This window comes from Pseudomonas chlororaphis, assembly GCF_001921865.1.
Lineage (GTDB): Bacteria > Pseudomonadota > Gammaproteobacteria > Pseudomonadales > Pseudomonadaceae > Aquipseudomonas > Aquipseudomonas chlororaphis_D.
The window spans coordinates 211,741-237,403 of the sequence record NZ_MSCT01000006.1; the positions used below are offsets into that span (position 1 = coordinate 211,741).

Here is a 25,663-nt window from a genome sequence, read left to right on the forward strand (position 1 = left end):
TGTCGGGGCGCCCTGTCCTCGAGAAGAACAATCACCGTGTTTCACCGTGCCGAGCGCCTGTTCGCAGGCGAGCGACGCGACATTCGATCTGCCTATTCCAATAACTCAATAAGAAGGCGCGCCTATGTCAGGCCAAGGCAAATTCAAGAAACAGCTCTCTCTGGTTGACCTCACGTTCATCGGCCTGGGGGCGATCTTCGGCTCCGGCTGGTTGTTCGCCGCCAGCCATGTCTCGGCCATCGCCGGGCCGGCGGGGATCTTCTCCTGGCTGCTCGGCGGGTTCGCCGTCCTGCTGCTGGGCATCGTCTACTGCGAACTCGGCGCGGCCCTGCCGCGAGCCGGCGGCGTGGTGCGCTACCCGGTGTTTTCCCACGGGCCGCTGCTGGGTTACCTGATGGGCTTCATCACCCTGATCGCCTTTTCCAGCCTGGTGGCCATCGAGGTGGTGGCGGCGCGGCAATACGCGGCGGCCTGGTTTCCCGGGCTGACCCATGCCGGCAGCAGCAACCCGACCCTTCTCGGCTGGCTGCTGCAATTCGCCCTGTTGTGCCTGTTCTTCTGGCTCAACTATTCCAGCGTCAAGACCTTCGCCAAATCCAACAACTTCATCAGCCTGTTCAAGTTCATCGTGCCGCTGCTGGTCATTGGCGTGCTGTTCACCTTCTTCAAACCGGACAATTTCCACGTCCAGGGGTTTGCCCCGTTCGGCCTCTCCGGCATCGAGATGGCGGTGTCCGCCGGCGGCATTATCTTCGCCTACCTGGGCCTGACGCCGATCATCTCGGTGGCCAGCGAAGTGCGTCATCCGCAGCGCACCATTCCCATCGCGCTGATCCTCTCGGTACTGCTCTCGACCCTGATCTACGGCCTGCTGCAACTGGCATTCCTGGGCAGCATTCCCACGGAAATGCTGGCCAACGGCTGGAGCGGCATCAGCAAGGAGTTCTCCTTGCCGTACCGCGACATCGCCCTGACCCTGGGCGTCGGCTGGCTGGCCTACCTGGTGGTGGCGGACGCGGTCATTTCCCCCAGCGGCTGCGGCAACATCTACATGAACGCCACGCCGCGGGTGGTGTACGGCTGGGCGAAGACCGGGACCTTTTTCAAGATCTTCACCCGCATCGACGAAGCGTCCGGCATCCCGCGCCCGGCGCTGTGGCTGACCTTCGGCCTGTCGGTGTTCTGGACCCTGCCGTTCCCGTCCTGGGAAGCGCTGATCAACGTGGTGTCGGCGGCCCTGGTCCTGAGTTACGCGGTGGCCCCGATCAGCGTCGCGGCGCTGCGCAAGAGCGCGCCGGACCTGCCGCGGCCGTTCCGGGTCAGCGGCTTCGGCGTGCTGGGGCCGGTGTCGTTCGTCATCGCCGCGCTGATCGTCTACTGGTCCGGCTGGGGCACGGTGTCCTGGCTGCTGGGCTTGCAGATCCTGATGTTCATCATCTACCTGGGCTGCAAGCGCCTGGTGCCGACCGACCACCTGAGCCTCGGCGAGCAGGTGCGCTCGTCGCTGTGGTTGATCGCCTTCTACGCCCTGACCATCGTCATTTCCTACCTCGGCAGCTTCGGCGGCATCGGCGCCCTCAGCCACCCCTTCGACACCCTGAGCGTCACCGTCATGGCCCTGTGCATCTACTACTGGGGCGCCCATACCGGAGTGCCGCGCAGCAAGCTGCTGCTCGAGGGGGACGACGAATGACCGCTGGCCGCGCCCTTTATTCAGATCACGCCAACCCTCGGAGAGAGAACCCATGCCTGTAACCGGACAACTGCTGATCGGCCAAGCCCGCGTGCGCGGCGACCACGGCGAAGTGCATGCGCTGGCCGCCGCCACCGGCGAGGTCCTGGCGCCGAGTTTCGGCGGCGCCGGCCCAAGCGACCTGGAGCGCGCCTGCGCCCTGGCCGAGGCGGCGTTCGACCGTTATCGGGAAACCAGCCTGGAGCAACGGGCGGCCTTTCTGGAAAGCATCGCCGGCAATATCCTCGCCCTGGGCGACGAATTGATCGAGCGTTGCATGAGCGAAACCGGTTTGCCCCGGGCCCGCCTGGAAGGCGAGCGCGGGCGCACGGTGGGCCAGTTGCGCCTGTTCGCGGCGGTGGTGCGCGACGGCAGTTTCCTCGAGGCGCGGATCGAGCCGGCGCAACCCGAGCGCCAGCCCTTGCCCAAGGCGGACCTGCGCCTGCGGCAGATCGCCGTGGGGCCGGTGGCGGTGTTCGGCGCGTCGAATTTTCCCCTGGCGTTTTCCGTGGCCGGCGGCGACACCGCCTCGGCCCTGGCCGCCGGTTGCCCGGTGGTGGTCAAGGCGCATTCGGCGCACCCCGGCACTTCGGAGTTGGTGGGGCGGGCGATCCAGCAAGCGGTGCAGCGCCACGACTTGCCGGAAGGGGTGTTCTCGCTGCTGTTCGATGCCGGCCGCAGCATCGGCCAGGGGGTGGTGGCGGACCGGCGGATCAAGGCGGTGGGCTTCACCGGCTCGCGCAGTGGCGGGGTGGCGTTGATGCAGATCGCCGCGGCCCGCGAGGAACCGATTCCGGTGTATGCCGAGATGAGCTCGATCAACCCGGTGCTGCTGTTGCCCGCGGCGTTATCCGCGCGCGGCGAGGCAATCGCCAAGGCCTTTGTCAGGGCCCTGACCCTGGGCGCCGGGCAGTTCTGCACCAACCCCGGGCTGATCCTGGCCGTCGACGGCCCGGCGTTGCGGGCGTTCGAAGCGGCGGCGACCGCGGCGCTCGCAGCAGCCCCCGCGCAAACCATGCTCACCCCGGGCATCCATGCCAGCTACTGCCGGGGCGTCGAGCGGCTGCACGCGCAAGCCGAAGTTGAAGCCTTGGGGCAGGGCGGGTCGGGTGAGGCTTATCAGGCTCGCGCCGCGCTGTTCGCCACCTCGGCCGCGGCCTTCATGGCGCGCGCGCCACTGCGCGAAGAAGTCTTCGGCCCGGCGTCGTTGATCGTGCGGTGCACGGACGCGGCGCAGATGAACACCCTGCTGGCAACGCTGGAGGGGCAGTTGACCATCGCCCTGCACCTGAGCGATGACGACCATCCGCAGGCCCGGGCGCTGCTGCCGCTGCTGGAAAGAAAGGCCGGGCGCCTGCTGGTCAACGGTTTTGGCACCGGGGTCGAAGTCGGCCATGCGATGGTCCATGGCGGGCCGTTCCCGGCCACCTCCGATCCTCGCACCACCTCGGTGGGCAGCCTGGCGATCCAGCGGTTCCTGCGCCCGGTGTCCTACCAGGACCTGCCCGACGCGCTGCTGCCGCAGGCGTTGCGCAACGCCAATCCGCTGCACATCCCGCAACGCCTCGACGGCCTGCGCCCGGTATGACCCGGCTGTAGGCGCTGGCGCAGGCTGCGAGCGTCTTTCCACTCACCGGGTCGGGCGTTGCCGACCCTTTTCTTGTCGCAAGACCAGGAGCCCCCATGGCCGATCTCGTCACCCTTTCCCTTGCTGAAGTCCATGAGTTGTCGCTCGAGGTCTTGACTCGCCACGGCCTGTCCGACGCCCATGCCCGGGCCATCGCCGAGGTCATCACCCAGGGCCAGCGCGACGAGTGCCACTCCCATGGCCTGTACCGCCTGCTGGGCTGTGTGCGTTCGTTACGCGAGGGCAAGGTCGAGCCGCTGGCCGTGCCGAGCGTGCGCTCCATTTCCGCGGGGGTGCTGGAGGTGGACGCGCACTACGGCTACTCCTTGCTGGCGTTCCAGACCGGCTTGCCGCTGCTGGCGCAAAAGGCCCGCAGCCAGGGCATCGCCGCCATGGCGATCAAGCGCTGTTTTCATTTCTCGGCGCTGTGGCCGGAGGTCGAGGCCATCGCCGCCGAAGGCCTGGTGGGCCTCGCGATGAACCCCAGCCACAGCTGGGTGGCGCCGGCCGGCGGCAAGCAGCCGGTGTTCGGCACCAACCCGTTGGCGTTCGCCTGGCCGCGGCCGTCGGGCCAGCCGTTCGTGTTCGACTTCGCCACCAGCGCCATCGCCCGCGGCGATATCGAACTGCACGCCCGGCAAGGCAAAGCCATTCCCGCGCACTGGGCCATCGACGCCCAGGGCCAACCCACCACCGACGCCCGGGCCGCCCTGCAAGGCGCCATGCAAACCTTCGGCGGGCACAAGGGCTCGGCCCTGGCGGCGATGATCGAACTGCTGGCCGGCGCGTTGATCGGCGACCTCACCAGCGCCGAGTCCATGGCCTTCGACGCCGGCGTCGGCGCCGCGCCCTGCCACGGCGAACTGCTCCTGGCGTTCGATCCCAAGGTGTTTCTCGGCCAGGACCATGAGCAGGGCCTGGCGCGGGCCGAAGGCCTGTTCGCGGCGATCACCGGGCAGGGCGCGCGGCTGCCGTCGCAGCGGCGTTTCGAGGCGCGGGCCCGCAGCGTGAAAGACGGCGTGCAGATCCCTCGCGCGCTGTTCGACGATATCCAAGCGTTGCTGGATCAATAACCGCGCCCCCCTGTAGGAGCGAGCTTGCTCGCGATAGCGTCGGTGGCCGTTGCCTGGAGCTGGGTGGTGCCTGGGAGGGTGTATCGCGAGCAAGCTCGCTCCTACAAAAAAGGGGCGGGCGTCCGGGGCCGTCTGCTATTTTCTCTGCGGCGTCTCTCCCCTCGGCGAATAAGGATATCCAGTCGATGAACCCGCGCTTCGAAACGCTGCACTTCGAAACCCCCAACCTGTTGCTGCGCCCACGCACCCTCGAGCATTTCGAGGCGTGCATCGCCATGGATCTCGATCCGCTTGTCACTCGCTACGTTCCCGGCCCCTGGGACGGTGGGCGGGCCCATCGCGATTTCGTGCGTTCGCGGATCGAGCGCGACTTCGGCGAGTCTTGCGGTTATTGGGCGATTTTCGCCAAGTCGGCGCCGGACGAGTTTCTGGGCTGGGTGTCGTTCATTCCCTATGACGCCGTCGGTCCCGAGCTGGAAATGGGCTGGCGCCTGGTCCAGCGGGCCTGGGGCCGGGGCATTGCCTCGGAGGCGGCGGGGCGGATCGTCGAACATGCGTTTCTCGGCGCCGGGGTCGAGCGCATCGTGGCCGATGCCCATGCCTTGAACGAGGCTTCGCTGGGGGTGGCGCGCAAGCTCGGTTTTCGCTTTGTCCGCGACGGCGAATTCGAGGGCCTGCCGAGCAAGTTTTTCGAGATGAGCCGGGCGGATTTCGTCGCGCGCGGGCGTTGACCGGTCGCCGCTGACCGGCCGTTTGTCGCCGTCTCGCCAGTGCCTTTCGCCGGCCGCTTTCAGGTTCAGCAAACAGACAGTTGCCAGCTGCTAAAACACTTCCTGTGCCTGGCAGGAGCCGGGTAGTTGCAGGGGGCGTTTGAAGAGGTCCACATCGGCGGCGACGTCGGGGAGGCAGCATGTTGTTACGTTACACGGCTCTGGTGGCGGTGGTCGTAGTGGCCTCCGGGTGTGTGCAGGAACGGGTGGTGCGCGAGCGGGCGGTGGTCGGGCCCGCGATGCCGGTGGCCTACGCCGAGGTGGTCGCGCCGCGGCCGCCGCCGGTGCGGGTCATCGAAGTCGAGCCCATGCATCGTCCGGGTTATGTCTGGTCCCGGGCGTACTGGCATTGGGACGGCCAGCACTATGTGGCGGTCCATGGGCACTGGGAGTCGTTGCGTCCCGGTTACCATTATGTGCACCCGTTCTGGGAACCTCGCGGCGATGGCTGGCACCTGCACGCGGGTGGCTGGGCCAGCTGAAGCGTTAAAGAAAACGACCCGCACGGGTCGTTTTTTTTCGCCCTCGGCAAAGGGTTGCCGGCCCTGGTTTCAGGAGCGCCAGGCGCCTTCGGGCAGTTCGACTTCGCGCTGCGCCGCTGCCAAGGCCGCGCGCAGCCCCGGCTTGTCCAGCGGGACGCAATAGGCCGGTTTGGCCCGCTCGAAGCGCCAGCTGTCCGCCAGGCCGCCGCCGTCGACGGCATCGAACCCCAGCTCGTCCAGCAACCGCGTCACCTGGGCCTTGGCCTCGGGATCGTCGCCGGCGATGGGCAGGGCACGACGGTCCGCGGCGCCGGCTGGGCGGGCGTCGGTCAGCAGGTCCTGGGCGAGGATGGCGTTGAACACTTTCACCACCCTGGCGCCTTCGAGGTGCTCGGCGAGCAACTCGCTGGTGGTGCGGGCAAAACGGTCGAGGACCTCGATCCGGCCGTCGCGGTCCGGGTAATAGTTGTTGGCGTCCAGCACCGTCTTGCCGGCCAGCAGGGCCGCGGGCAGGCTGCGGTAGTGGGCCAGCGGGATGGCGACCAGGACCAGTTCGCCGAACCCCACGGCGTCTTCGACGCTGCCGATGCGGCTGCCGCGAATACCGCTGGCCACGCTGCTCATGGTCTGCGGGCCGCGGGAGTTGCTGAGCATCACCTCATGCCCTGCCGCCAGGGCCAGTTGCGCCACGGCGCGCCCGATAAAACCTGCTCCGATAATGCCGATACGCATGTCCATGCTCCGTTGAAAGGATCGAGCGGCTATGATGATTCGCAACCAGAAGGCGATAAATAAGCATCGAATAATGGGTCTTGTTACTGAGAGTGTTGAATGATGGATCGTCTCACCAGTATGGAGGCCTTTGTCGCGGCCGCCGAAAGCGGGTCCTACGCTCGAGCCGCGACGCGCCTGGGGCTGTCGCCGCAGATGGTCGCCAAGCATGTCGCGGCGCTGGAGCAGCGGCTGGGCGCGCGCCTGCTCAACCGCACCACGCGCCGGCAGAGCCTGACCGAGTTGGGCAGCGCCTACCTGGAGCGTTGCAAGCACATCCTCGGCGAAGCCCTGGCCGCCGATTCGCTGGCGCAGATCATGAACGCCACGCCTCGCGGCAAATTGCGGATCAGTGCGCCGGTGACCTTCGGTTCCTACAGCCTGATGCCATTCGTCACGGCGTTCTTGCGCGAACACCCCGAAGTGGAAATCGACCTGCACCTCACCGACCGTTTCATCGACCTGGTGGAGGAGGGCTTTGAAGCGGTCTTTCGCATCGGCCCGCTGGCCGACTCCAGCCTGACCGCGCGTCCCTTGGCGCCTTACCGATTGATCGCCTGCGCGGCGCCGGCCTATCTCGCGGCCCGGGGGACGCCACGGGTGCCGGCCGATCTCGAAGCCCATGAATGCCTGGGATACGTCTACTGGTCGCGCCCGGCCGACCCGCACTGGTTGTTCCGGCGCGACGGCGAGGAACAGGGGGTGCGGGTGCGCAGCCGTTTGCAAGTGAATGAGAGCAAGGCCTTGCTGTCGGCGGCCGTGGACGGCTTCGGCATCGTGCTCGGGCCGGCGGATTTTCTCGAGCCGGCCCGGGCCGCGGGGGAGCTGGTGCAACTGTTGCCCGGGTATGAGGCGCCGAGTCGGGCGATGCACCTGCTGTACCGCGCCGACCGGCAGATGACCGCCAAGCTGCGGCATTTCATCGATGCCGCGCTTGTGCGTTTCGGCGCCTGAGGCCGCGCCTGGAAATGCTCAAGACGCTCTAGATCACAGGTCTTGAGCCGCCGGTTTTGTGGCGTAGATACCGTTCGTCCGACGGATGGGTTTGGCAATCGCCTGTCCGTCAGTCATCCTGCCCGGCGGGATGTCCTAGTGCCATTACTGTTTCAGGCACGCCGCATCCTTCCAAGCCTCTCTGCAAATAGGTTGTTTATGCTGATGATCGCGTTATCCCGGCCCGAGGTTGTGTATGCCCGATAAGGCGGTTGCCGAGGAACGGCGCCTGGCGGCCCTGCATGCCCTAGAGTTGCTGGACACCGCCAGTTGCGAGAATTTCGACCGGATCTGCCGTATGGCGGCCGAGTATTTCAAGGTGCCGACCGCCTTGATCAGCCTGGTGGACCGCGATCGCCAATGGTTCAAGTCGCGGGTGGGTTTCGACCTCTCGCAGACCCCGATCAGCCAGTCGTTCTGCGCGTTCACCGTGCAAGGGCGCGACGTGCTGGAGGTGCGCAACGCGGCGCTCGATCCGCGCTTCATGGACAACCCGCTGGTCGCCCGCAATCAGGGCATTCGCTTTTATGCCGGGGCGCCGCTGCTGACCGCCTCCGGGTATGCGATCGGCAGCCTGTGCATCATCGACAAGGTCGAGCAGCAGTTGAGCATCGTCGAGCGCCAGCAGTTGCGGGACATGGCGGCGATGGTCATGGAGCAGGTCGAGCAGCGCCAGCGCCAGCGCCGTCGCGACCCGGTCAGCGGCCTGTCCAATCGCGAGCAGTTCCAGAGCGACATGCGCGACCTGGCCGAGCACCACCTCGGCGAAAAACGCGTGCTGGTGCTGATCGACGCCCTGGACATGAAGGTGGCCCACGAACTGACCCTGGCCTTGGGGCTGGCCCCTTTCGAGACCCTCATCCGTTTTCTCGCGCTGCGCCTGCAGGAATACCTGGGGCGGCATGTGCGGGTCTACCACGTGTCGGTCAAGCGCTTCGGCTTTCTGCTGCCGGCACCGGCGCGGGGGCTCAATCAACTGCTCGATGCGTTGGTCAGTCGCTTGCGCCGGCAACCGCCGGGGCTGGGATTCCCGATGATTCCCAATGTCTGCGCCGGCACCGTGGAGTTCGAGATCGACCCACGGTCGGTGGACGACGCGCTGCGCAAAGCCATGTTCGCCCTGGAGCTGGCCATGGCCAAGCGCAGTTTCTGGGCGCACTACGACGCCGAGCGCGATCACGCCCAGCGCCGGGCGTTCAACCTGGCCTCGGACCTCAACGAGGCCTTGCGCAACGGTCAGATCTACCTGATGTTCCAGCCGCGCTTTGCCTTGCCCGACGGCGCGCAGATCAGCGCCGAAGCGTTGTTACGCTGGGAGCATCCGTGGTTGGGGCCGATCTCGCCCGTCGAGTTCATTCCGGTGATGGAGCGCAACGGCCTGATTCACCACGTGACCCGCTGGGTCATCGATACGGTGCTGGACAAGTTGCGCACCTGGTGCCTGCCTGAGGGCAGCAAGCTGTCGATCAACCTCTCGCCCAAGGACTTCGAGGACCAGGACATCGCCGACGTCATCCGCCGGGCCTGCGAGCGGCATGGCATCGAGCCGCAGCGGCTCGAAGTGGAAATCACCGAAGGCGAGTGGCTGCGTTCCAACCCGAGCGTGCTGGAGCAGTTGACGCGCATCCGCGAGCTGGGCATGGATGTGGCCATCGACGACTTCGGCACCGGCTACAGCAACTTCGCCTACCTGCATCAGATTCCGGCCAATGTGGTGAAGCTCGACAAGTCGATGATCACCGACCTGGAACGCAACGCCCAGCACCAGAAGATCACCCGCTCGATCATCAGCCTGGCCCGTGAGCTGGGTTATCGCACTGTGGCCGAGGGCATCGAAAGCTTCAAATGCCTGCAGATGCTGTATGCGTTCGGCTGCGACGAGGCCCAGGGTTATTTCCTCGCCCGGCCGATGTTGCAGGAACGGTTCGTGGCCTGGAGCGGCGCGAACCGTTTTCCGCTGCTGCCCTGCGCCTAGAGTCGATGTGTTTCGCCAGGCGCCTCAGTGCGCCTGGCCGAGGACCTTGGCCATGGCTTCGCCCGCCAGGGCATGCACCTTGCGGGTCGGGTGCCACTCGTCCCAATAGAAATAGCGGTCCGGATCGGCGCAGGCCGGCTTCACCTCGGGGTAGGTCGGCTGGCACGGTTGGTCGAGCTGGGTCAGGCCATGTTCGGCCGGCTGGCGGCGCAACTGGTCGCTGAAGGCGATGTGGTCGAAGTAGCTGATCTGCACACCGAGCTTTTGACTGGCCGCCGTCAGCAGCGGTGGCAATTGTTGTTGCAGGATGCCCTGATAGTGCCGTGCCTGTTCGCTCTGCCCGCCGGCGACCACCGCCGGCGCGTGACTCAGGTCGGTACTGCCGACCACCAGGAAATGCCGGGCCCCGGCGCCGGCCAGGCGACTGACAGCGGCCTGGATATGCTCGAGGCTGCTGGCGGCCAGGGCGTCGAGGGGTTCCTGGTGGCCGAAGTCGGCGTACTCGAAAAAGTCGTTGGCGCTGATAAAAATGAAGTACAGCGCGCGCGGGTCGGCCTGGCCCTTGGCGGCCGCCAGGTAGTCGTCGATCTGCCCGCTCACGCCGGTATCGCGGTAGGCGGTCATCCATGCGTAGTAATTGTTCCGCCCGCTTTTCGCGCCGCCGACGGCGTGGTCGGCGAGGGGCAGGTCGAGTCGTTTGGCCAGCACTTCCACCGCCGTCAGGCCATTGCTCCAGCGGCCTTGCCAATACAGCTCGCCGGGTAGTTGCTGGGCGTCCTTGATCTGGTGGGCGAGCATGTCGCGGGTCAGGCGCTCGCTGGCGCCGTTGTCGGAGTAGCTGTCGCCGAAGGCGTAGAGACGATCGAACGACGGGCCGGCCAGGCAATGGCTGGCGGCCAGCGAAAGGGCGAGCAAGGGGGCGAGCAGGGTCTTGCGCATGGTCGGTCTCTACGAGGAAAGGCGAGGGTTCATCGTAGAAGTTTCAAGGGAAGCCGACGCACCGGATGCGACCCGGGCATAGCCGTATTCGCCCACGCATGCCTGTGGGCGACCTGTACGACTAAAGATTCAGCGCGGCGAACGGGCGAGCAGGGCCTCGACCTTTTGCCGGAACGCATCCAGCGCCGCCTGTTCTTCGGCGCTGTAGGGCCTGGCGCGTTCATCCAGCGCGCAGACGGTGCCGAACACCGTGCCGTCGGCGTCCCGTACCGGGTAACCCAGGTAGTTGCTCAGGCCGAATTGCACTTCGTCCTCGTTGCCCGCCCACTCGGCTTCCTGCCGCGAGTCCTTGACGTAAAGCGGCTGGCCGCTGTCCACCACCCGTTCGCAATACAGCGCCTGGCCGTTGTGCGCGAGGCTGCTTTTCTCGCCCTGGGCGCCAATCGGGTAGGTGTCTTCATGACGCCCGCCGGAGGCTTCGACCTGCATGTGCTGGGGCAGCGAACGCATGATCAGCACGGAGCCGACGCCCAACTGCCTGGCCAGGGCATCGATATCGGCCTGTAACGCATCGAACAACGAGGACGACTTGGCCACCTGGGCCTCCTGTCTGTCGGATCTGGGAAGGGCGACTATAACGGGGCGGGCCGGGCGGTTTTAAATACCGAATGGGTCCTTGCTTATATTCGTTTGCAGAGGCTCACTCGCTTGCGAACAAGTGCTCCAGAAACAGTCCCGCCGCGCCCGACAACGCCTCTCTCGACCTCACGCAGACGCTGAGTTCACGGGAGGCCCACGGCTCATCCAGTGTGATCGCCTTTGCCCCGTCCATTTTGTAAATCGCCGCGCTCCCCTCGGGCATGATGCCAATGCCGAGGCCGGCCTGAACCATCAGGCACAGTGCGTCGTAGCTGGAAACTTCCATGCGGATTTTCAGTGAGCGCCCCAGGTCGTTGGCTGCCTTGATCAACTGAAAATTGAGGTGGGTGCCGCTGCGCAGGGCAATGTATCCACGGTCCAGGGTTTCGCTGAACGTCACGGATTGGCGTTCAGCCAACGGATCGCCAATGGGGACGAGCAAGACCAGCCGGTCTGAGCGAAACGGGAAGACCTCGATGTCGGCGCCGTGCGGCAGATGGGTGAAGATACCAATGTCGGCGCGGTTCTCGGCCACGGCCTTGGTGATGGCCAGGCTTTGTTTTTCTTCGAGGCTGACGTTGATCAGCGGGTACAGCTCCATGAACGACTTGATCAGGCCAGGCAGGAACTGCGTGATGGCGGAAATGTTGGCCAGCACATGGACGGAGCCGCGACGGCCGTGAGAGAAGTCGCGCATCTGTACAACAATTTCATTGAGATTGTTCAGCGCGCTACGGGCCATGAACAGTAACGACAAACCGGCGTCTGTCGCCGTAATCCCCTTGTTGGTGCGGTTGAGCAATTTCGAGTCGAGCAGCTCTTCCAGTTCGCTGAGGCGCTTGCTGACTGCCGCCGCGGCGATGTGTTCGCGTTTGGCGGCAGCAGCAATGGTTCCTTCTTCGACGACACTGACGAAGAGTCGCAGCGAGACCGGGTCGAGTTTCATGGAAAGTGCCGAATGAAAAGCCTGGATGGCCATCATCGTACCTCCTTCAGCATCGACTCAGAACGCTCCGGACAGCAGATGCCCGGCGTTTGGCACCTGGGCCTTGAGGCCGAGGGATTTCAGCATCTGGTAAACGGTGGCGATCGACGCCGATAGCACGGGTTTGTCCAGGCGTTCCTGTACCAACTGAATCGCTGGCAGCGATGGCATCTGCACACAGCACGACAGCACCACGCCATCGGCCTGGCCGATGTTCAGCCTGTCGGCGTGGGCTACCAGGTTCATCGGGTCCAGGCGCCCGACCTCAAGGTTATCGGACACTTCCAGGCTGATGGAGTCGACCACCTCGATTCCGGCGGCCTCGATGTAATCGATGACCTGTTGGGTCAGCGGTTTCATGTACGGCGTAATGATCGAGATTTTCTTGTAGTCGAGCAGGTTCAAGCTATCGATCAGCGCACCAGCGGAGCTGAGAACCGGTGCCGTCGACTGGTTGGACGCGACGGTTTTGCCCAGGCGTTCTTGCGACACTTTGTGATAGCCGGCGCCTTGGCACATGATCGCCACCAGGCACGCATAGGCCATGATGTCCACCCGCGCATCACTCAGTTCCAGCGCGCAGCGGTCACTGTCGATGTCCATTTTTTTCAGCTCTTGCGGGCTGACATGCATCATGCGCATGCGCGCGGAGTGAAAAGTAAACCGTTCCTCGGGAAACAGCTCGTAGCGCGAGGTCAGCATGGCCGGAATTTCGGTTTCCATCGTGGTGTTGGAACTGGGGACGATTTGACCGACGCGAAAATGTTCCATGGGTGTTCCTCTGAAGAGTGCAGATCAGTTGCCGCTGGTAAGTTGAACGCCTTTGGTTTCCTGCAAGGTGAACACCATGACGGCGGCGATTGCGTAAGAGACCGAGGCAAGGGAAATGGTGGCAGTGAAGCCCATGAGCGGGATCAGGATCGGGACCAGCTTGATGCCCGCGATCGCGCCGACCCGCCCGAAGTTGAAGCAGAAACCCGAGGCCGTGGAGCGGATGCTGGTCGGGAACAACTCCGAATACCAGGCGCCGAAGCCGCTGAAATAGCCGGTGAAGAAACCCAGTAACGCTGCCAGCGACCCCAGGGTGATGACGTTCTGGGTGGTGAATAGCAGCTTGCCATCCGTCAATGGCATCAGGGTTGCCGAGTAGGCGAACACGGGCACCATGATCGCCATGCCGCCAAAAAACACCGCAAACGAAAGGCGCCGACCGATGCTTTCGGCCAAGTAGCCGTAGGCCAGGTAACCGAGGGTGGCGCCGATGCCGATCCAGATGACGAACACCGGGGCCTGATCGATGCGCACGTTCAGGATGTTCTGCAGATAAGCCGGCATGAACGTGGTGATGATCCAGTAGCCGTACATGCCCAGCACTGAAATGCTCAGCCCCAGCAGGGTGATTTTCAGGTATTGCGGACGGAAGATTTCTATCAGCCGGCCCTTGCCGGTGTTACGGCGCATGAACGCGCGGTTGGCCAGCCATACCGGCGATTCCTTCACAAACAGCCAGATGAACGCCAGGGTGAAATAGCTCGGAATCGAGGCGTAAATGAACAGCGTCCGCCAGGACTCGGGGTTGCTGCTGTCGAGGAAGCTCCACGCGAAAATCGCCGCCAGAAGACTGCCTCCCGACCAACCGGTCTGCATCACCGCAAAGGCCTTGGCACGCCCGGCCGGCGGCCAGATCTCCGATACCAGCGCGGCAGCGGCGGACCACAATCCTCCAACCGCGATGCCAACACAAAAGCGCAACAGATTGAGTTGCCACAGGCTGTCGGCGAAAGCACAGAGCAGGGTGCCGGTGCCGTAGACAAAGACCGAGAGCAACATGGTTTTCTTGCGGCCGATCCTGTCGGCAATATTGCCGAGGAAGAAACCACCGATCCCGGTGGCGAGCAGAAACCAGGCTACCGTGGAAACGACGTCACCCAGGCCGACGGCGAAGGTCTTGGCAACCGCCAGGAGGACAAAACCGAAAATGGTGGCATCCAGGGCATCAAACAACCAGGCGGCCCAGGAGCCTCCCAATGTCACGTAGCGCTGGTTGGCGCTCAGTTGGCCGGCTCCGTCGACGACAGGTGCATGCGCCGTGGAACTGGCGGCTAGGGTTTTCATGGTTCTACCTCGCGGTTTTGCGTTTTTATTCTTGGCGTCCGCGTGCCGAAAGGTGATCGGCACCTGAGTGGTCATGTGCGACCGATGTTAGGAGAGGCAAAAGCGGTTCGTATATCAGCCATTCGCGAGCCTGCCATCGCGGGTGACGATGGCAGCGGGGGAGGAGAGGGAGAGGGCTATTGGATGATTGATAAGGGAGATCGGTCTGCCGAGACGTGAGGATGGGCAGGATCGACGGTGCACCGGTTTTTGGGGCTTTTGGAGCGGGTGGGCTTGGGGACTGCGAGGCGGGTTCGACGGGCTTGAAAACGCTGGGGGATTCGGCTGGAGGGCCCGGAAATACTGGGGGGAGATGGAGCGGGTAGAGGGAATCGAACCCTCAACTAAAGCTTGGGAAGCTTTCGTTTTGCCACTAAACTATACCCGCTTGACGCCTGTTGCTTTGCTCTCCAAACGAGTCGTCCAATAAGACCCTCATTATCAGCTTGGGAAGCTGGCCTGATGCCGTTACGCGGCACCCGCTCGGAGCGGCTGACTTTGTACCAGAAGTGCGCGCGGATTTGAAGTTTTTCTTTGCGGGGCCGGTATTTGCGAGACGGTTCAGCAGCTCACAGGCAGGGTTGCCCACCGTCATCGCGGTGGCGGGGAAGCCTTACTTGCGGTCTATCGCGAACAACCCGGTCCTGTGCCTGAGGGCGGGTTGTTCGCGATGACGTCGCTTCAGATAGCCAGTGCATGCTGGTTCTGCAGGTAGTGGTAACGCGGACGGCTGGCGTGCGAGGCCGGCTTGAGGAAACCCAGCAAGGCGTTGCGGCTGTCCCGGCAGGCGGCCTTGTGTTCCATGTCGAGGAAATGCCCGGCGGCCTGGATGGTGCTGAACGTCGAGTGGCGCACATGGTTGCCGAACAGCCGGGCGTCGTTGGCGGCGGTGTATTCGTCCCATTCGCCGTTCATGAACAGCACCGGTACGTCGATGTTCTTCGCCGCTTTCAGGTAGCACTGCCGGTCGCTGTGCAGGACGTGGCTGATGTGGAAGTGCATCTGCCCGTACTCATGCTCGGCCAGGTTGCTGACATGGCGATAGTTGAAGCGCTTGAACAGCGACGGCAGGTGCTTGCCGATGGTCTCGTTGACCAGGTGCCCGACGCGGTCGCGGTCCAGGTTGCCGAGGTAGTCGACGCCGCGTTCGAGGTAGTCGAGCATCGGCTCGTTGATCACCGGCGAAAACGAGCTGATCACCGCCTTTTCGATGCGCCGCGGGCGTTGCGACAGGGCGAACAGCGTCGGCGCGCCGCCCCACGAAAACGACAGCACATGCTCGGCGGCGAAGTGGTCGATCAGCTCCAGGAGGATCTGCCCCTCGACTTCCTTGGTGAGCATTTGCTCGTGCTTGTTGTGGGCCTTCGAGCGCCCGGCGTAGGGCTGGTCGTACAGCACCACGTTGAATTGCGGATGCAGGTTCTTCACGGTCTGGGCAAAAGACGCAGTGGTAGCCATCGAGCCGTTGACCAGGATGATGGTCTTTTCTGCGGCATCTGCGCGATAGAACTCCGTGTAAACCCGATACTGACCTTGTATATCCAGCACAGCGATTTCTGGCCTCATGTCATAAGACTCCTGGCAAGCGGGTATGCGCGCAACCGAGGGTGCACGAGATATGTGACAGGTAGGCATATGCCTGGAATCTTTTGGCCCATGTCGATCCGCAACAGATGGTCGACGGGTGTTGTTATAGGCGGGCAATTTGCCGGAATGCAGGAATGAGCACAGGAGGCTCGGACGGCAAAAGATTTCTTAGAAGTATGTGAGTGACTCATCGGTCACATTTCGGCCGACGGTCTGATTCAAGCAGGGCGCGCGTGGTCTCGCAAGTGCCATTGGTAAATTGTTCGACAACTTCGGCTGAATGGTCATCCGCTGCCGATGGATTGCAGCGACTACTGACAGTGCAAGTCAGATCAGGCGGATTTCCGTGTCAGTCAATGGCCGGTACTCGCCAGGCGCCAGGCTGTCGTCGAGGATCAGCGGCCCCATGCATTCGCGGTGCAGGCGCAGGACCTTGTTGTCGAAGTGGCCGAACATGCGCTTGACCTGGTGGTAGCGGCCTTCGACGATGCTCAGCCGCGCGCGCCGCGGGCCGAGGATCTGCAATTCGGCGGGCAGGGTGGTGAGGTCCTCGAAGGCGAAGTACAGGCCGCGGGCGAAGGTCTCGGCGTACTCCGGGCCGATGTCCTGTTCGGTCTCGACGTAATAGCGCTTCGGCAGTTTGGTCTGCGGCTGGGTCAGGCGCCGCGACCAGCTGCCGTCGTTGGTGAGGATCAGCAGGCCGGTGGTGTTGTAGTCCAGGCGCCCGGCGATATGCAGCTCGTGCTTGTCCGGCTCGTGCAGCAGGTCGAGCACGGTGCGGTGTTCGGGGTCGCGGGTGGCGCTGACGCAGCCCATGGGTTTGTGCAGCATGAAATAGCGCGCGGGCTTGCCGGCCTGCAGCACTTCGTCGTCGAGTTCGACCCGGCTGAACTCCCGCACTTCGGCGTGGGGATCGCTGACCGCCTGGCCGTCGATGCGGATGCGCTTGGCCGCCAGCAACAGGCGCACCTGCTGGCGGTTGAAACGGGGCAGGTTGCTGAGGAAACGGTCAACGCGCATGGCTGTCGGCAGGCTGGAAAAGGCTGCGTATCTTACGGGATCGGCCGGGCGGCCGCTTGCAGTTGCGCCTCGACCCGGGCGCAGCGCGGGCACAGGCAGGCGCGATCGCGCAGCTCCGGCGCCAGGGCTTCGAGCACCGCCGGGTCGATGCTCACGCTGTAGCACCAGCAGGCGCGGTCGGCGGTACGCGGGTCGGCCAGGCTGCAGTCGTTACGGGCGCCGCAGGCTGGGCAGACGCTGGGGCTGGCAAGGGTCGAGTCATTCATAGCTGGAGTGAGGCATTTCCACGCAGGTGCGGTTGCGGCCGGTCTGTTTGGCACGGTACATCGCGTGGTCGGCGCGCGACAACAGGCTGTGCAGGGTGTCGTCCGGTTGCAAGGCGGTCAGGCCGATGCTGACGGTCACTTGCAGGCTCTGGCCTTCATAGGCATAGCGCTGTTGCTCGATCAGCAGGCGGATCTTTTCGGCAATCATCAGCGCCGTGGCGCTGTCGGTGTCCTTGAGCAGCACGATGAATTCTTCGCCGCCCCAGCGGCACACGATATCGGACTGGCGCAGGCAGCTTTCCAGGTTGCGCGCGAAGCCGCTCAGCACCTGGTCGCCGGCGAGGTGGCCGTAGGTGTCGTTGAGGCGTTTGAAATGGTCCAGGTCCAGCAGCAGGGCGGCCAGCGGCCGGGGTTCACGCTGGGCTTCGTGCATGGCGTGGGCGGCCAGCAGGTCGAAGCCGCGGCGGTTGGGCAGGCCGGTCAGGCTGTCGAGGGTGGCCTGGGCTTCGATCTTGCGCTGGTAGCGCTTGACCACGCCGTTGAGCAGGGCCAGGACGATCAGGGTGACGACCAGGCAGATCAGCAGGTTGAGGTACAGCGAGCGGCGAATGTCGCCCAGGGCGCTGTCTTCGCGCTTGTCGACGAACAGGTACCAGTTCAGCTCGGGAATGAAGCGCACGTTGATAAAGTGCCGCTGGTCCTGGGTGCTGTATTCGTAGCTGCCGCTGTGGGGCTTGGGCAGCTTGGCGTGCAGGTCGCGCAGGCTGTCCAGTTCGAGCAGCGACTGTCCGGCCCGGGCGCCCTGCGGGCCGCCTTCGGCGCCGGTGAGGACGATACGGCCCTGGGTATTGACGAAATACACGCTGCGTTGATAACGCTGCTGGTAGCGGTCGATCAACTTGATCACCGCGTCCACGGTCAGGCCGACGCCGGCGGCGCCGATGAAATTGTCCTGGTAGTCGTAGACCTTGTAGTTGATGAAGAACGTCAGGTTGTCCTGGTTGGCCAGGTCCGGATCGACGTTGATCTCATAGGGCGTGGCCATGTCGCGCACGCGAAAATACCAGGCGTCGCGGGGCGCGTCGGCGCTGATCTTTTTCAGCACGCCCTTGGCGTGGTAGTAGGTCAGGGTGCTGTTGGACACGAAGAAGGCGGTGTAGGCGCCGTAGTGCGTCATCACCTCATTGAGGTAGCGGGTCATCTGCTCGGGGTCGCGCTCGCCACCCACCACCCAGTCGCGCATGAAGGTGTCGCGGGACATCATCGAGGAAATCAGGATCGGCCGTACCAGGTCTTTCTGGATCTCCGAGTACACCGTGTCGGAGGTCAGCGGCAGCTCGGTATTGACGATGTTGTCGCGGATCGAGCTGCGCGAGGCGTAGTAGCTGAGCAAGGATGTGGCCAGAAAACCGCAGCCCAGCAGCGCTATGAGCGTAACCACCAGCGAGCGTTGCGAATACAGGGGGGAGCGAAGCGACATGGCGATTCCATGGCAGTGATTCGATGCAAGCATTCTAGTGGTAGCGCCGCCGAATAGCTGCGCCATTTGCAGGGGGGGAGGCTGCTCTCGAAGCCGCGCCCGCCGGATCGATGGCGCGGTTTTTTTGTCGCTGTTGCCACAGGCTGAGAATGAACGCGCAGTGGTCGCCAGGCCGGCAACCGCTGCGCCTTGCCAGGTTTCATTGCAGCGTTTGCAGATAGGCGCGCCATCCCCCCAAATGGCTGATATCGGTGGCGCCTTCCAGGCCGCAGGCTTCGCAGATGAAACCGCTTTCCCAGCGGCCGTCGGCCAACTGCACCTTGCCCAGGCCCAGCGGCGCGGGAATGCCGGTGAGGAACGAGCCCAGTTCGCTGCTCGGCAGTTCCCAGACTTCCACCGCGATCGCCACGCCGCCTTCCTTCACCCGTAGCATGCCCGGGCGCAACGGCGGGCCACCGGCCAGGGCGTAGAGCCGGTAGTCCGGCGAGCTATGGCCGGCCTCGATCAGCCGGGCGCCGCGTTGCCTGAGCTGGCCGTTGAGCGCCAGCCCCTCCAGGTGCGCGCCGCAGACCACCAGGCGTACCCGGTCGTTGCGCGCGGGTTGGCCGGCGACAGGCGCGGCCAGGCCCTGCTGGCGTTGCCAGGCATCGGCCAGGCTCAGCAGGTACTGGTCGGTGAACGCCCGTCCGAACAGGGTCACGCCCCAGGGCAGACCGTTGTTCATGAAGGCGCTGGGCACGGCGACGGCGGCGTAGTCCAGCAGGTTCATGAAGTTGGTGTAGTAGCCCAGTTGCGAATTGCGCAGCACCGGTTCGGCCGCAAGCTCGGCCAGGGTCACTGGCCGGCCGATGGTCGGCGTGAGCACGCAGTCCAGGTCTTCCAGCAACCGGTCGCAGTGCGCCTTCAGCGTTTGCAGGCGGTAGTGCGCGCGAAAGGTCTGCACGCCGCTCACCGCCGGTGCCTTGGCCAGTACCGCGCGAATCACTGGGAGGACGGCTTCGGGATCTTGCTCCAGGAGCTCGCCGGCCACGCTGTAGCGTTCGGCGACCCAGGGCCCTTCGTACAACAGGCGCGCCGCTTCAAGGAAGGGCGAAAGGTCCAGCTCCACGGCCTCGCCGCCCAGGGCCCGGAGGCGGTCGACGGCCTGGCCGAACAACCCGGGCCCTTCGTCGCAGCCGAAGAATTGCAGGTCCTGGGCCCGGGGCACGCCGAAGCGAAAGGGCCGCGGGACGCCGAAGGCCGAGCCATCGTTCCATGCGGGGTTGCGCCGGCTGTATTCGTCCCGCGGGTCGAACTGCGCGGTCAGCGCCAGCAACTGGCTGGCTTCACGGGCGGTGGCGGTGAAGGTGGTGACGCAGTCCAGGGTGCGGCAGGCCGGTACCACCCCCGCCGTGGAAATCAGCCCCTTGGTGGCCTTGAGCCCGAGCAGATTGTTCAGCGCCGCCGGCACCCGGCCGGAGCCCGCGGTGTCGGTGCCGAGGGCAAAGCTGGCGAGCCCCAGGGCCACCGCCAGGGACGAGCCGGCGCTGGAACCGCCGGACGGATACTCCGCCAGCACGCTGTTGGGGCAGGCGCCATAGGGCGAGCGGCTGCCGTTGAGGCCGGTGGCGAACTGGTCGAGGTTGGTCTTGCCCAGCGGAATCGCCCCCAGCGCCAGCAGCCGCTCGACGACGCTCGCCGAACGCTGCGGCACGTAGGCGAAGGCCGGGCAGGCCGCGGTGGTCGGGATGCCGGCCAGGTCGATATTGTCCTTGATGGCGAAGGGCACGCCGTACAGCGGCAGGCTGTCGATCTCCCGGCCGTCGAGTGCCGCCAGGTACGGCTCCAGCTCTTCGGCGCTGAGCAAGTGGATGAACAGGCGATAGTCCGGGTTCAGCGCCGCGGCCTTGTCGCGCAGGGTCGCCAGCAGTTGGCGAGGGGTGGCGCGGCCTTCACGGTAGGCGGCGCGCAGGGCATCGAGTTGCAGGTTCACAGTCATGGTCAACGTCCGTTGCAATAAGTGAAGTTCAATCCAGTTGCAGCACCGCGACCCGTTGCCCGGCGCGCACCGCCGAACCGGGTTGCACGCGGATCTCCCGGACTACGCCGGCCGTCGGCGCGAGCAGCGGGATTTCCATCTTCATCGACTCCAGGACCACCAGCACATCGCCGGCCGCGACCCGGCTGCCAGGCTCCACCCGAACCTGCCAGAGGTTGCCGGCGAGGTGGCTGTCGACGCTTTGCTGGCCGGCTTCCAGCGGCGCTTCCTCGGTGGTGGGCGGGGGCGCTTCCTCGCTGTCGAAATGCGCCTGGCCGCTGGCGATCCAGCGCTCGCGCTCGGCGTTGAAGGCGCTTTGCTGGTGCTGGCGGAAGGCGGCGATGTCCTGGGCTTCCCTGGCCAGGAAGGCCTCGTAGTCGGCGAGTTTCAGTTGGCTGTGCTCGATGTTCAGCGCGAAGCGCCCCAGGGGAAAGTCGCGGCGGATCCGCAGCAGCTCGTCGGCGCTGACCGGGTAGAAGCGGATCTGGTCGAAGAAGCGCAACAGCCAAGGCTTGCCGTCGAACGCGGCGACCTCGCGGTAGCGGTTCCACATCTGCAAGGTGCGGCCGACGAACTGATAACCGCCGGGGCCTTCCATGCCGTACACGCACATATAGGCGCCGCCGATGCCCACTGAGTTCTCGGCGGTCCAGGTGCGGGCCGGGTTGTACTTGGTGGTCACCAGGCGATGGCGCGGGTCCAGCGGGGTGGCGACCGGCGCGCCGAGGTAGACGTCGCCCAGGCCCATCACCAGGTAGCTGGCGTCGAACACCGTGCGTTGCACCCGGTCGAGGTCGGGCAGGTCGTTGATGCGGCGGATGAACTCCAGGTTGCTCGGGCACCAGGGCGCGTCCTTGCGCACCGTGGTCATGTATTTCTCGATGGCCAGCTGGCATGCCGGGTCGTCCCAGGACAGCGGCAGGTGGACGATCCGCGACGGCACCTGCAGGTCCTTGGCCGCGCACACCGCGTCCCATTCGCCGGCGACCAGGCCCAGCAGGTCGGCCAGGGGCAGTTGTTCGGGCCGGTAGTGCACCTGCAGCGAGCGGATGCCCGGCGTCAGGTCGATCACCCCGGGCAGCGCCCTGGCTTCCAGGGCTTGCATCAGGGCATGGCCGCGGAAGCGCAGCACCAGGTCCAGTTCCGGCGCGCCGATTTCCAGCAACAGGTGGGTGTCCCCCGACAGGCGCGCCACCAGCCGCTTGTCGTCCTGGCCGATATCCAGCACCACCGGCGAGCGCAGCGGCGTATCCGCCTCGGCCTCCTCGGGGTGTGCATTCCAGCCTGCGTCGCCGGCCAGGGCCCGGGCCTGTTCGAGGCTGACCGGGAAGAACCTCACCTTGTCCCCGGCCTTGAGCTGGCCGAGCTGCCACAGGTCGGCTTCGATCACCGTCACCGGGCAGACGAAGCCGCCGAGGCTCGGGCCGTCCGGACCGAGGATCACTGGCATGTCGCCGGTGAAGTCCACGGCGCCGATGGCGTACGGGTTGTCGTGGATGTTCGACGGGTGCAGGCCGGCTTCGCCGCCGTCGGCGCGCGCCCATTGCGGCTTCGGCCCGATCAGGCGCACGCCGGTGCGGCTGGAGTTGAAATGCACTTCCCACGGGGTGGCGAAGAAGGTCTGGATGTAGCCCGCGGTGAAATACTCCGGCGCGCCGTGGGGGCCATAGATCACCCGGATCCGCCGCACGGCTGGCAGCTCGCCGAGTTGTTCGCTCGGCAGGCATTGCCCGGCGCTGCGATCCTCCAGGGCCGGCAGGTGCAGCACATCGCCGACCCGCAAGGCGCGCCCGCCGTGGCCGCCGAACTGGCCGAGGGTAAAGGTGCTTTTGCTGCTCAGGTAGTCCGGCACCTGCACCCCGCCGCGCAGGCACAGGTAGCTGCGCGCGCCGGCGCCGGCGATGGTGCCCAGGCTCAGGGTGGCGCCCGCCGGGATTGCTAACGCAGTGTTCAGCGGCTGCGGCACGCCGTCCAGGCTCAGGGGAATGACGGCCCCGGTCACCGCGACCACGGCGTCGCAGTTGAAGCGCAGCAGCGGGCCGCTCATGGTAATTTCCAGGGCGGCCGCGCCTTCGGCATTGCCCAGCAGGCGGTTGCCCGCGCGCAAGGCGCGGCTGTCCATCGGCCCCGAAGGCGGTACGCCCACGGCCCAGTAGCCGAGGCGCCCGGGATAGTCCTGGACGCTGGTCTGGGTGCCGGCGCTGAGCACTTCAACGGTGTTGGCCTGGTAGACCAGCTCCTCCAGGCAGCGGGTCCAGGGGTTGCCGCTGGCGAAGGGCGTATCGAGCAGGATCTGGCGCAGGTAGTCGCGGTTGGTTTCCACGCCGTAGAGCAGGCTGTCGCCCAACGCTTGATGCAGGTGGTGGCGCGCCTGTTCGCGCTCCGGGGCCCAGGCGATGAGCTTGGCGATCATCGGGTCGAAGTAGGGCGGTATCTCGCAACCGGCCTCGACCCAGGTGTCGATGCGCAGCCGCCGGCCGTCGGCGGGCGGGAAGTTCACGGCGCTCAGCAGCCCCGGGCTGGGCTGAAAATCCCGCCCCGGGTCTTCGGCGTACAGCCGGGCCTGGATCGCGTGGCCGCGGGGTTGCAGGTGGGCGCTCAGCTCGCGCAACGGCGGCAGTTCGCCGGCCGCCAGTTGCACCATCCAGCGCACCAGGTCGACGCCCCAGACCTGTTCGGTGACGCCGTGCTCGACCTGCAGGCGGGTGTTCACTTCAAGGAAATAGAAGTGTTGGGCCTGGCTGTCGAAGACGAATTCCACGGTGCCGGCGCTGCGGTAGTTCACCGCCTTGGCCAGTTTGATCGCCGCTGCGCACAAGGCGTGTTCCATGCCGTCGGGCAGGTTCGGCGCCGGGGTTTCCTCCAGCACTTTCTGGTTGCGGCGCTGCACCGAACAGTCGCGCACGCCGAGGGCCAGCACCTCGCCCTGGCCGTCGCCGAACACCTGCACTTCCAGGTGCCGGGCGCGCGGGATGTACTTTTCGAGGAACACCCCGGCGTTGCTGAAGTTGTTCTGCCCCAGGCGTTTCACCGCTTCAAACGATTCGCCCAGTTCGGCCGCGCTACGGCACACGCGCATGCCGATGCCACCCCCGCCGGCGGTGCCCTTGAGCATCACCGGGTAGCCCAGCCGCTGGCCGGCGTCGAGGGCGGCGTCGAGGCTGTCCAGCAGTTCGCTGCCTTCGAGCAGCGGCACGCCGTGCTCCCGGGCGAGGGCGCGGGCGGTGTGCTTGAGGCCGAACACCCGCAGCTGCTCCGGGGTCGGGCCGACGAAGGCGATGCCGGCGGCTTCGCAGGCCTCGGCGAAGGCGGCGTTCTCCGAGAGAAACCCGTAGCCGGGATGGATCGCCGTGGCGCCGCTGGCCCTGGCGATGGCGAGGATCTTGTCCTGCGCCAGGTAGGTGCCGGCGGCCGCGCCTTCGCCGAGGCTGTGGGCTTCGTCGGCCTGGAGGATGTGCAGGCTGGCGGCGTCGGCCTCGGCGTACACGGCGACCCCCCGGACCTGCAACTCACGCAGGCTCCGCAGGATACGGCAGGCGATGGCGCCGCGGTTGGCAATCAACAGTTTTTCGAACATGGCATGGCCCCTGGAGGCGACTTCGCGTGTCGCCTCGCCCTGGGTTGCGGGCCGTCCCGCAGTTTTTTAAGAGGCGCCGGGGTCGTCCCCAGCGGCCGGATCAGTTGTTGCAGCCTGCCGCCGCGTCTACTTGATGCATTGCCCCGCGCGGCTCTGGCACAGGGCGAACAACCAACGGCGCAGGCGCGCGAATTTCAGTTCCATAGCAGCAGCTCCGCGGGGGTGGGGTTGTAGGCGTTGCACGGGTTGTTCAGTTGCGGGCAGTTGGAGATCAGCACGATCACGTCCATCTCGGCGCGCAGATCGACGTATTTGCCCGGCGCGGAAATGCCGTCCTCGAAGGTCAGGCCGCCGTCGGCGGTCACCGGCACGTTCATGAAAAAGTTGATGTTCGGGCCGATGTCGCCCTTGCCCAGCCGGCCGTCGTGGGCGCAGGCCCGCAGGTAGTTGTCGCGGCAGCTGTGCATGTAGCGCTTCTCCAGGGCGTAGCGCACGGTGTTGCTTTCCTGGGCGCAGGCGCCGCCGAGGGTGTCGTGCCGGCCGCAGGTGTCGGCGACGATGCTCAGCATCGGCCGGCCGAGGTTGGAATACAGCACGCTGCCGGTGCCCAGGTAGACCCGGTTCTGCCGGCGCAAGGTGCGCTGCACGTCGTAGCGCTCCCTGGGGTTTTGCAGGTTGTAGAACAGCGTGTCGACGGCCTGGTTGCCTTCCAGGTCGAGGATGCGCAGGGTCTGGCCGGCCTTGACCTCCATCAGCCAGGGTTCGCCGGACGGGATGGTGGCGCGGTACACGGCGGTTTCCGGCTGTTTTTCAGTGGTGGCGATAACGAGTGACATGGCAGCGATCCTCAGGCGAACAGACGGTCGGTGTTGATGAAGCCGCGCTGGTTTTCCGCGCGCGAGGTGCGGCAATGCTCGGCGACGCTGGGAGCGGCGTTCGTCCAGCGAAGCTTCAGCGGTTTGGGGGCGTAGTCGGGGTTGGGGTCCATCGGGTGTTGCAGGGCGGTGAGCACCACCAGGGTGTCCATCGGCGCGTACAGCTCGATGTAGTCGCCGGCGTGCGAGTTGCCCTCGACGAAGTGCAGGGCGCCGGCCTCATCGACGTCGACTCGGCTGAACAGGTTGAGGGTCATCAGCAGGTCGGACAGGCCCAGGCCCCATTTGCCCAGTTCCACCAGCAGGTTGTCGGTGCCGTTGCGGTAGAAACCGTTGCGCAGTTCCTGGAAGCGCCCCTGGCCGTATTTCTGCGCCACCTCCTCGGCGCACAGCACGCCGCCGAGGCTGTCGCTCCAGCCGCAGGTGTCGGCTGTGATCGCCGCCAGCACCCGGCCCATGTCCGAGTACAGGCAGTGGCCGGCGGTGAGCTTGGCGGTGTGTTGGCACTTGAGGCTGTCGGGCAGGCTCAGGCGCTCGGTCTTTTCGTTGGCGTTGAGCAGGGTCAGGCTGACGTTGGCACCGCCGCGGATATCGGTCAGGCGCAGCAGCTGGCCGCGCTTGAGGACAAAGGAACGGTGGCCGCCGCCGGGCAGGGTTTCCTCGGCGAAGGGCGGGAGCATCGGAGTCGAATCGGTCATCGG

General features: G+C 65.5%; 21 protein-coding genes and 1 tRNA gene. 7 read left to right on the plus strand and 15 right to left on the minus strand.

Going from position 1 to position 25,663, the window contains the following annotated elements; genetic code table 11:
* The first annotated feature begins 124 nt into the window (after positions 1 to 124).
* From BTN82_RS06445 to BTN82_RS06465, 5 genes are all read left to right on the plus strand, one after another.
* On the plus strand, positions 125 to 1,693 hold the full coding sequence (locus tag BTN82_RS06445; RefSeq protein WP_075118330.1) for an APC family permease: 1,569 nt from the start codon (positions 125 to 127) through the stop codon (positions 1,691 to 1,693).
* Between the two features lie 52 nt (positions 1,694 to 1,745).
* The gene (locus tag BTN82_RS06450) at positions 1,746 to 3,320 is read left to right on the plus strand and encodes an aldehyde dehydrogenase (NADP(+)) (protein ID WP_075118331.1); all 1,575 of its coding nucleotides are present in this window, start codon (positions 1,746 to 1,748) and stop codon (positions 3,318 to 3,320) included.
* Positions 3,321 to 3,415: 95 nt separating this feature from the next.
* The gene (locus BTN82_RS06455) at positions 3,416 to 4,432 is read left to right on the plus strand and encodes an Ldh family oxidoreductase (RefSeq protein WP_075118332.1); all 1,017 of its coding nucleotides are present in this window, start codon (positions 3,416 to 3,418) and stop codon (positions 4,430 to 4,432) included.
* 185 nt (positions 4,433 to 4,617) lie between these two features.
* On the plus strand, positions 4,618 to 5,163 hold the full coding sequence (locus tag BTN82_RS06460) for a GNAT family N-acetyltransferase (protein WP_075118333.1): 546 nt from the start codon (positions 4,618 to 4,620) through the stop codon (positions 5,161 to 5,163).
* Positions 5,164 to 5,342: 179 nt separating this feature from the next.
* The gene (locus BTN82_RS06465; protein WP_075118334.1) at positions 5,343 to 5,684 is read left to right on the plus strand and encodes a YXWGXW repeat-containing protein; all 342 of its coding nucleotides are present in this window, start codon (positions 5,343 to 5,345) and stop codon (positions 5,682 to 5,684) included.
* 69 nt (positions 5,685 to 5,753) lie between these two features.
* Here BTN82_RS06465 and BTN82_RS06470 read toward each other — a convergent pair whose 3' ends face one another.
* Positions 5,754 to 6,416 (minus strand): NADPH-dependent F420 reductase, encoded by a 663-nt coding sequence (locus BTN82_RS06470; protein ID WP_075118335.1) that lies wholly within the window; start codon positions 6,414 to 6,416, stop codon positions 5,754 to 5,756.
* Positions 6,417 to 6,518: 102 nt separating this feature from the next.
* Between BTN82_RS06470 and BTN82_RS06475 the strand changes: the two genes are divergently transcribed.
* Entirely contained in the window at positions 6,519 to 7,409 is an 891-nt protein-coding gene (locus BTN82_RS06475; protein ID WP_075118433.1) for a LysR family transcriptional regulator, read from the plus strand.
* A gap of 235 nt (positions 7,410 to 7,644) precedes the next feature.
* The gene (locus BTN82_RS06480; protein ID WP_075118336.1) at positions 7,645 to 9,423 is read left to right on the plus strand and encodes a GGDEF domain-containing phosphodiesterase; all 1,779 of its coding nucleotides are present in this window, start codon (positions 7,645 to 7,647) and stop codon (positions 9,421 to 9,423) included.
* Between the two features lie 24 nt (positions 9,424 to 9,447).
* Here BTN82_RS06480 and BTN82_RS06485 read toward each other — a convergent pair whose 3' ends face one another.
* The 14 genes from BTN82_RS06485 to BTN82_RS06550 all read right to left on the minus strand — a co-directional run bounded on the left by BTN82_RS06485 (position 9,448) and on the right by BTN82_RS06550 (position 25,660).
* A complete protein-coding gene (locus tag BTN82_RS06485) occupies positions 9,448 to 10,362 on the minus strand; it encodes an SGNH/GDSL hydrolase family protein (protein ID WP_075118337.1) in 915 nt (304 codons plus the stop codon).
* A 129-nt stretch (positions 10,363 to 10,491) separates the two neighbouring features.
* The gene (locus tag BTN82_RS06490; protein ID WP_075118338.1) at positions 10,492 to 10,959 is read right to left on the minus strand and encodes a GAF domain-containing protein; all 468 of its coding nucleotides are present in this window, start codon (positions 10,957 to 10,959) and stop codon (positions 10,492 to 10,494) included.
* Positions 10,960 to 11,062: 103 nt separating this feature from the next.
* Positions 11,063 to 11,983 (minus strand): LysR family transcriptional regulator, encoded by a 921-nt coding sequence (locus BTN82_RS06495; protein WP_081375422.1) that lies wholly within the window; start codon positions 11,981 to 11,983, stop codon positions 11,063 to 11,065.
* 21 nt (positions 11,984 to 12,004) lie between these two features.
* Positions 12,005 to 12,757: an Asp/Glu racemase gene (locus BTN82_RS06500; protein ID WP_075118339.1), complete on the minus strand. Its 753-nt coding sequence runs from the start codon at positions 12,755 to 12,757 to the stop codon at positions 12,005 to 12,007.
* A 24-nt stretch (positions 12,758 to 12,781) separates the two neighbouring features.
* Complete coding sequence (locus BTN82_RS06505; protein ID WP_075118340.1) at positions 12,782 to 14,101, minus strand: MFS transporter; 1,320 nt, start codon at positions 14,099 to 14,101, stop codon at positions 12,782 to 12,784.
* Positions 14,102 to 14,454: 353 nt separating this feature from the next.
* Positions 14,455 to 14,528 (minus strand) — tRNA-Gly (locus BTN82_RS06510).
* A gap of 293 nt (positions 14,529 to 14,821) precedes the next feature.
* Positions 14,822 to 15,706 carry an alpha/beta fold hydrolase gene (locus tag BTN82_RS06515; protein WP_075118341.1) on the minus strand — a complete coding sequence of 295 codons (885 nt, stop codon included), beginning with the start codon at positions 15,704 to 15,706 and terminating at the stop codon, positions 14,822 to 14,824.
* Between the two features lie 348 nt (positions 15,707 to 16,054).
* Positions 16,055 to 16,747, minus strand: coding sequence for a pseudouridine synthase (locus BTN82_RS06520; protein ID WP_075118342.1), 693 nt, complete (start codon positions 16,745 to 16,747; stop codon positions 16,055 to 16,057).
* 32 nt (positions 16,748 to 16,779) lie between these two features.
* Positions 16,780 to 17,013, minus strand: coding sequence for a cysteine-rich CWC family protein (locus BTN82_RS06525; RefSeq protein ID WP_075118343.1), 234 nt, complete (start codon positions 17,011 to 17,013; stop codon positions 16,780 to 16,782).
* A complete protein-coding gene (locus BTN82_RS06530) occupies positions 17,006 to 18,493 on the minus strand; it encodes a sensor domain-containing diguanylate cyclase (protein ID WP_075118344.1) in 1,488 nt (495 codons plus the stop codon). The genes BTN82_RS06525 and BTN82_RS06530 overlap by 8 nt, the downstream gene beginning before the upstream one ends.
* Positions 18,494 to 18,692: 199 nt before the next feature.
* Positions 18,693 to 20,471: an allophanate hydrolase gene (atzF, locus tag BTN82_RS06535; protein WP_075118345.1), complete on the minus strand. Its 1,779-nt coding sequence runs from the start codon at positions 20,469 to 20,471 to the stop codon at positions 18,693 to 18,695.
* A 28-nt stretch (positions 20,472 to 20,499) separates the two neighbouring features.
* Positions 20,500 to 24,087 carry an urea carboxylase gene (uca, locus tag BTN82_RS06540; RefSeq protein WP_075118346.1) on the minus strand — a complete coding sequence of 1,196 codons (3,588 nt, stop codon included), beginning with the start codon at positions 24,085 to 24,087 and terminating at the stop codon, positions 20,500 to 20,502.
* Between the two features lie 194 nt (positions 24,088 to 24,281).
* Positions 24,282 to 24,923: an urea amidolyase associated protein UAAP2 gene (locus BTN82_RS06545; protein WP_075118347.1), complete on the minus strand. Its 642-nt coding sequence runs from the start codon at positions 24,921 to 24,923 to the stop codon at positions 24,282 to 24,284.
* An 11-nt stretch (positions 24,924 to 24,934) separates the two neighbouring features.
* Positions 24,935 to 25,660 (minus strand): urea amidolyase associated protein UAAP1, encoded by a 726-nt coding sequence (locus tag BTN82_RS06550; protein WP_075118348.1) that lies wholly within the window; start codon positions 25,658 to 25,660, stop codon positions 24,935 to 24,937.
* Between the last annotated feature and the right edge of the window lie 3 nt (positions 25,661 to 25,663).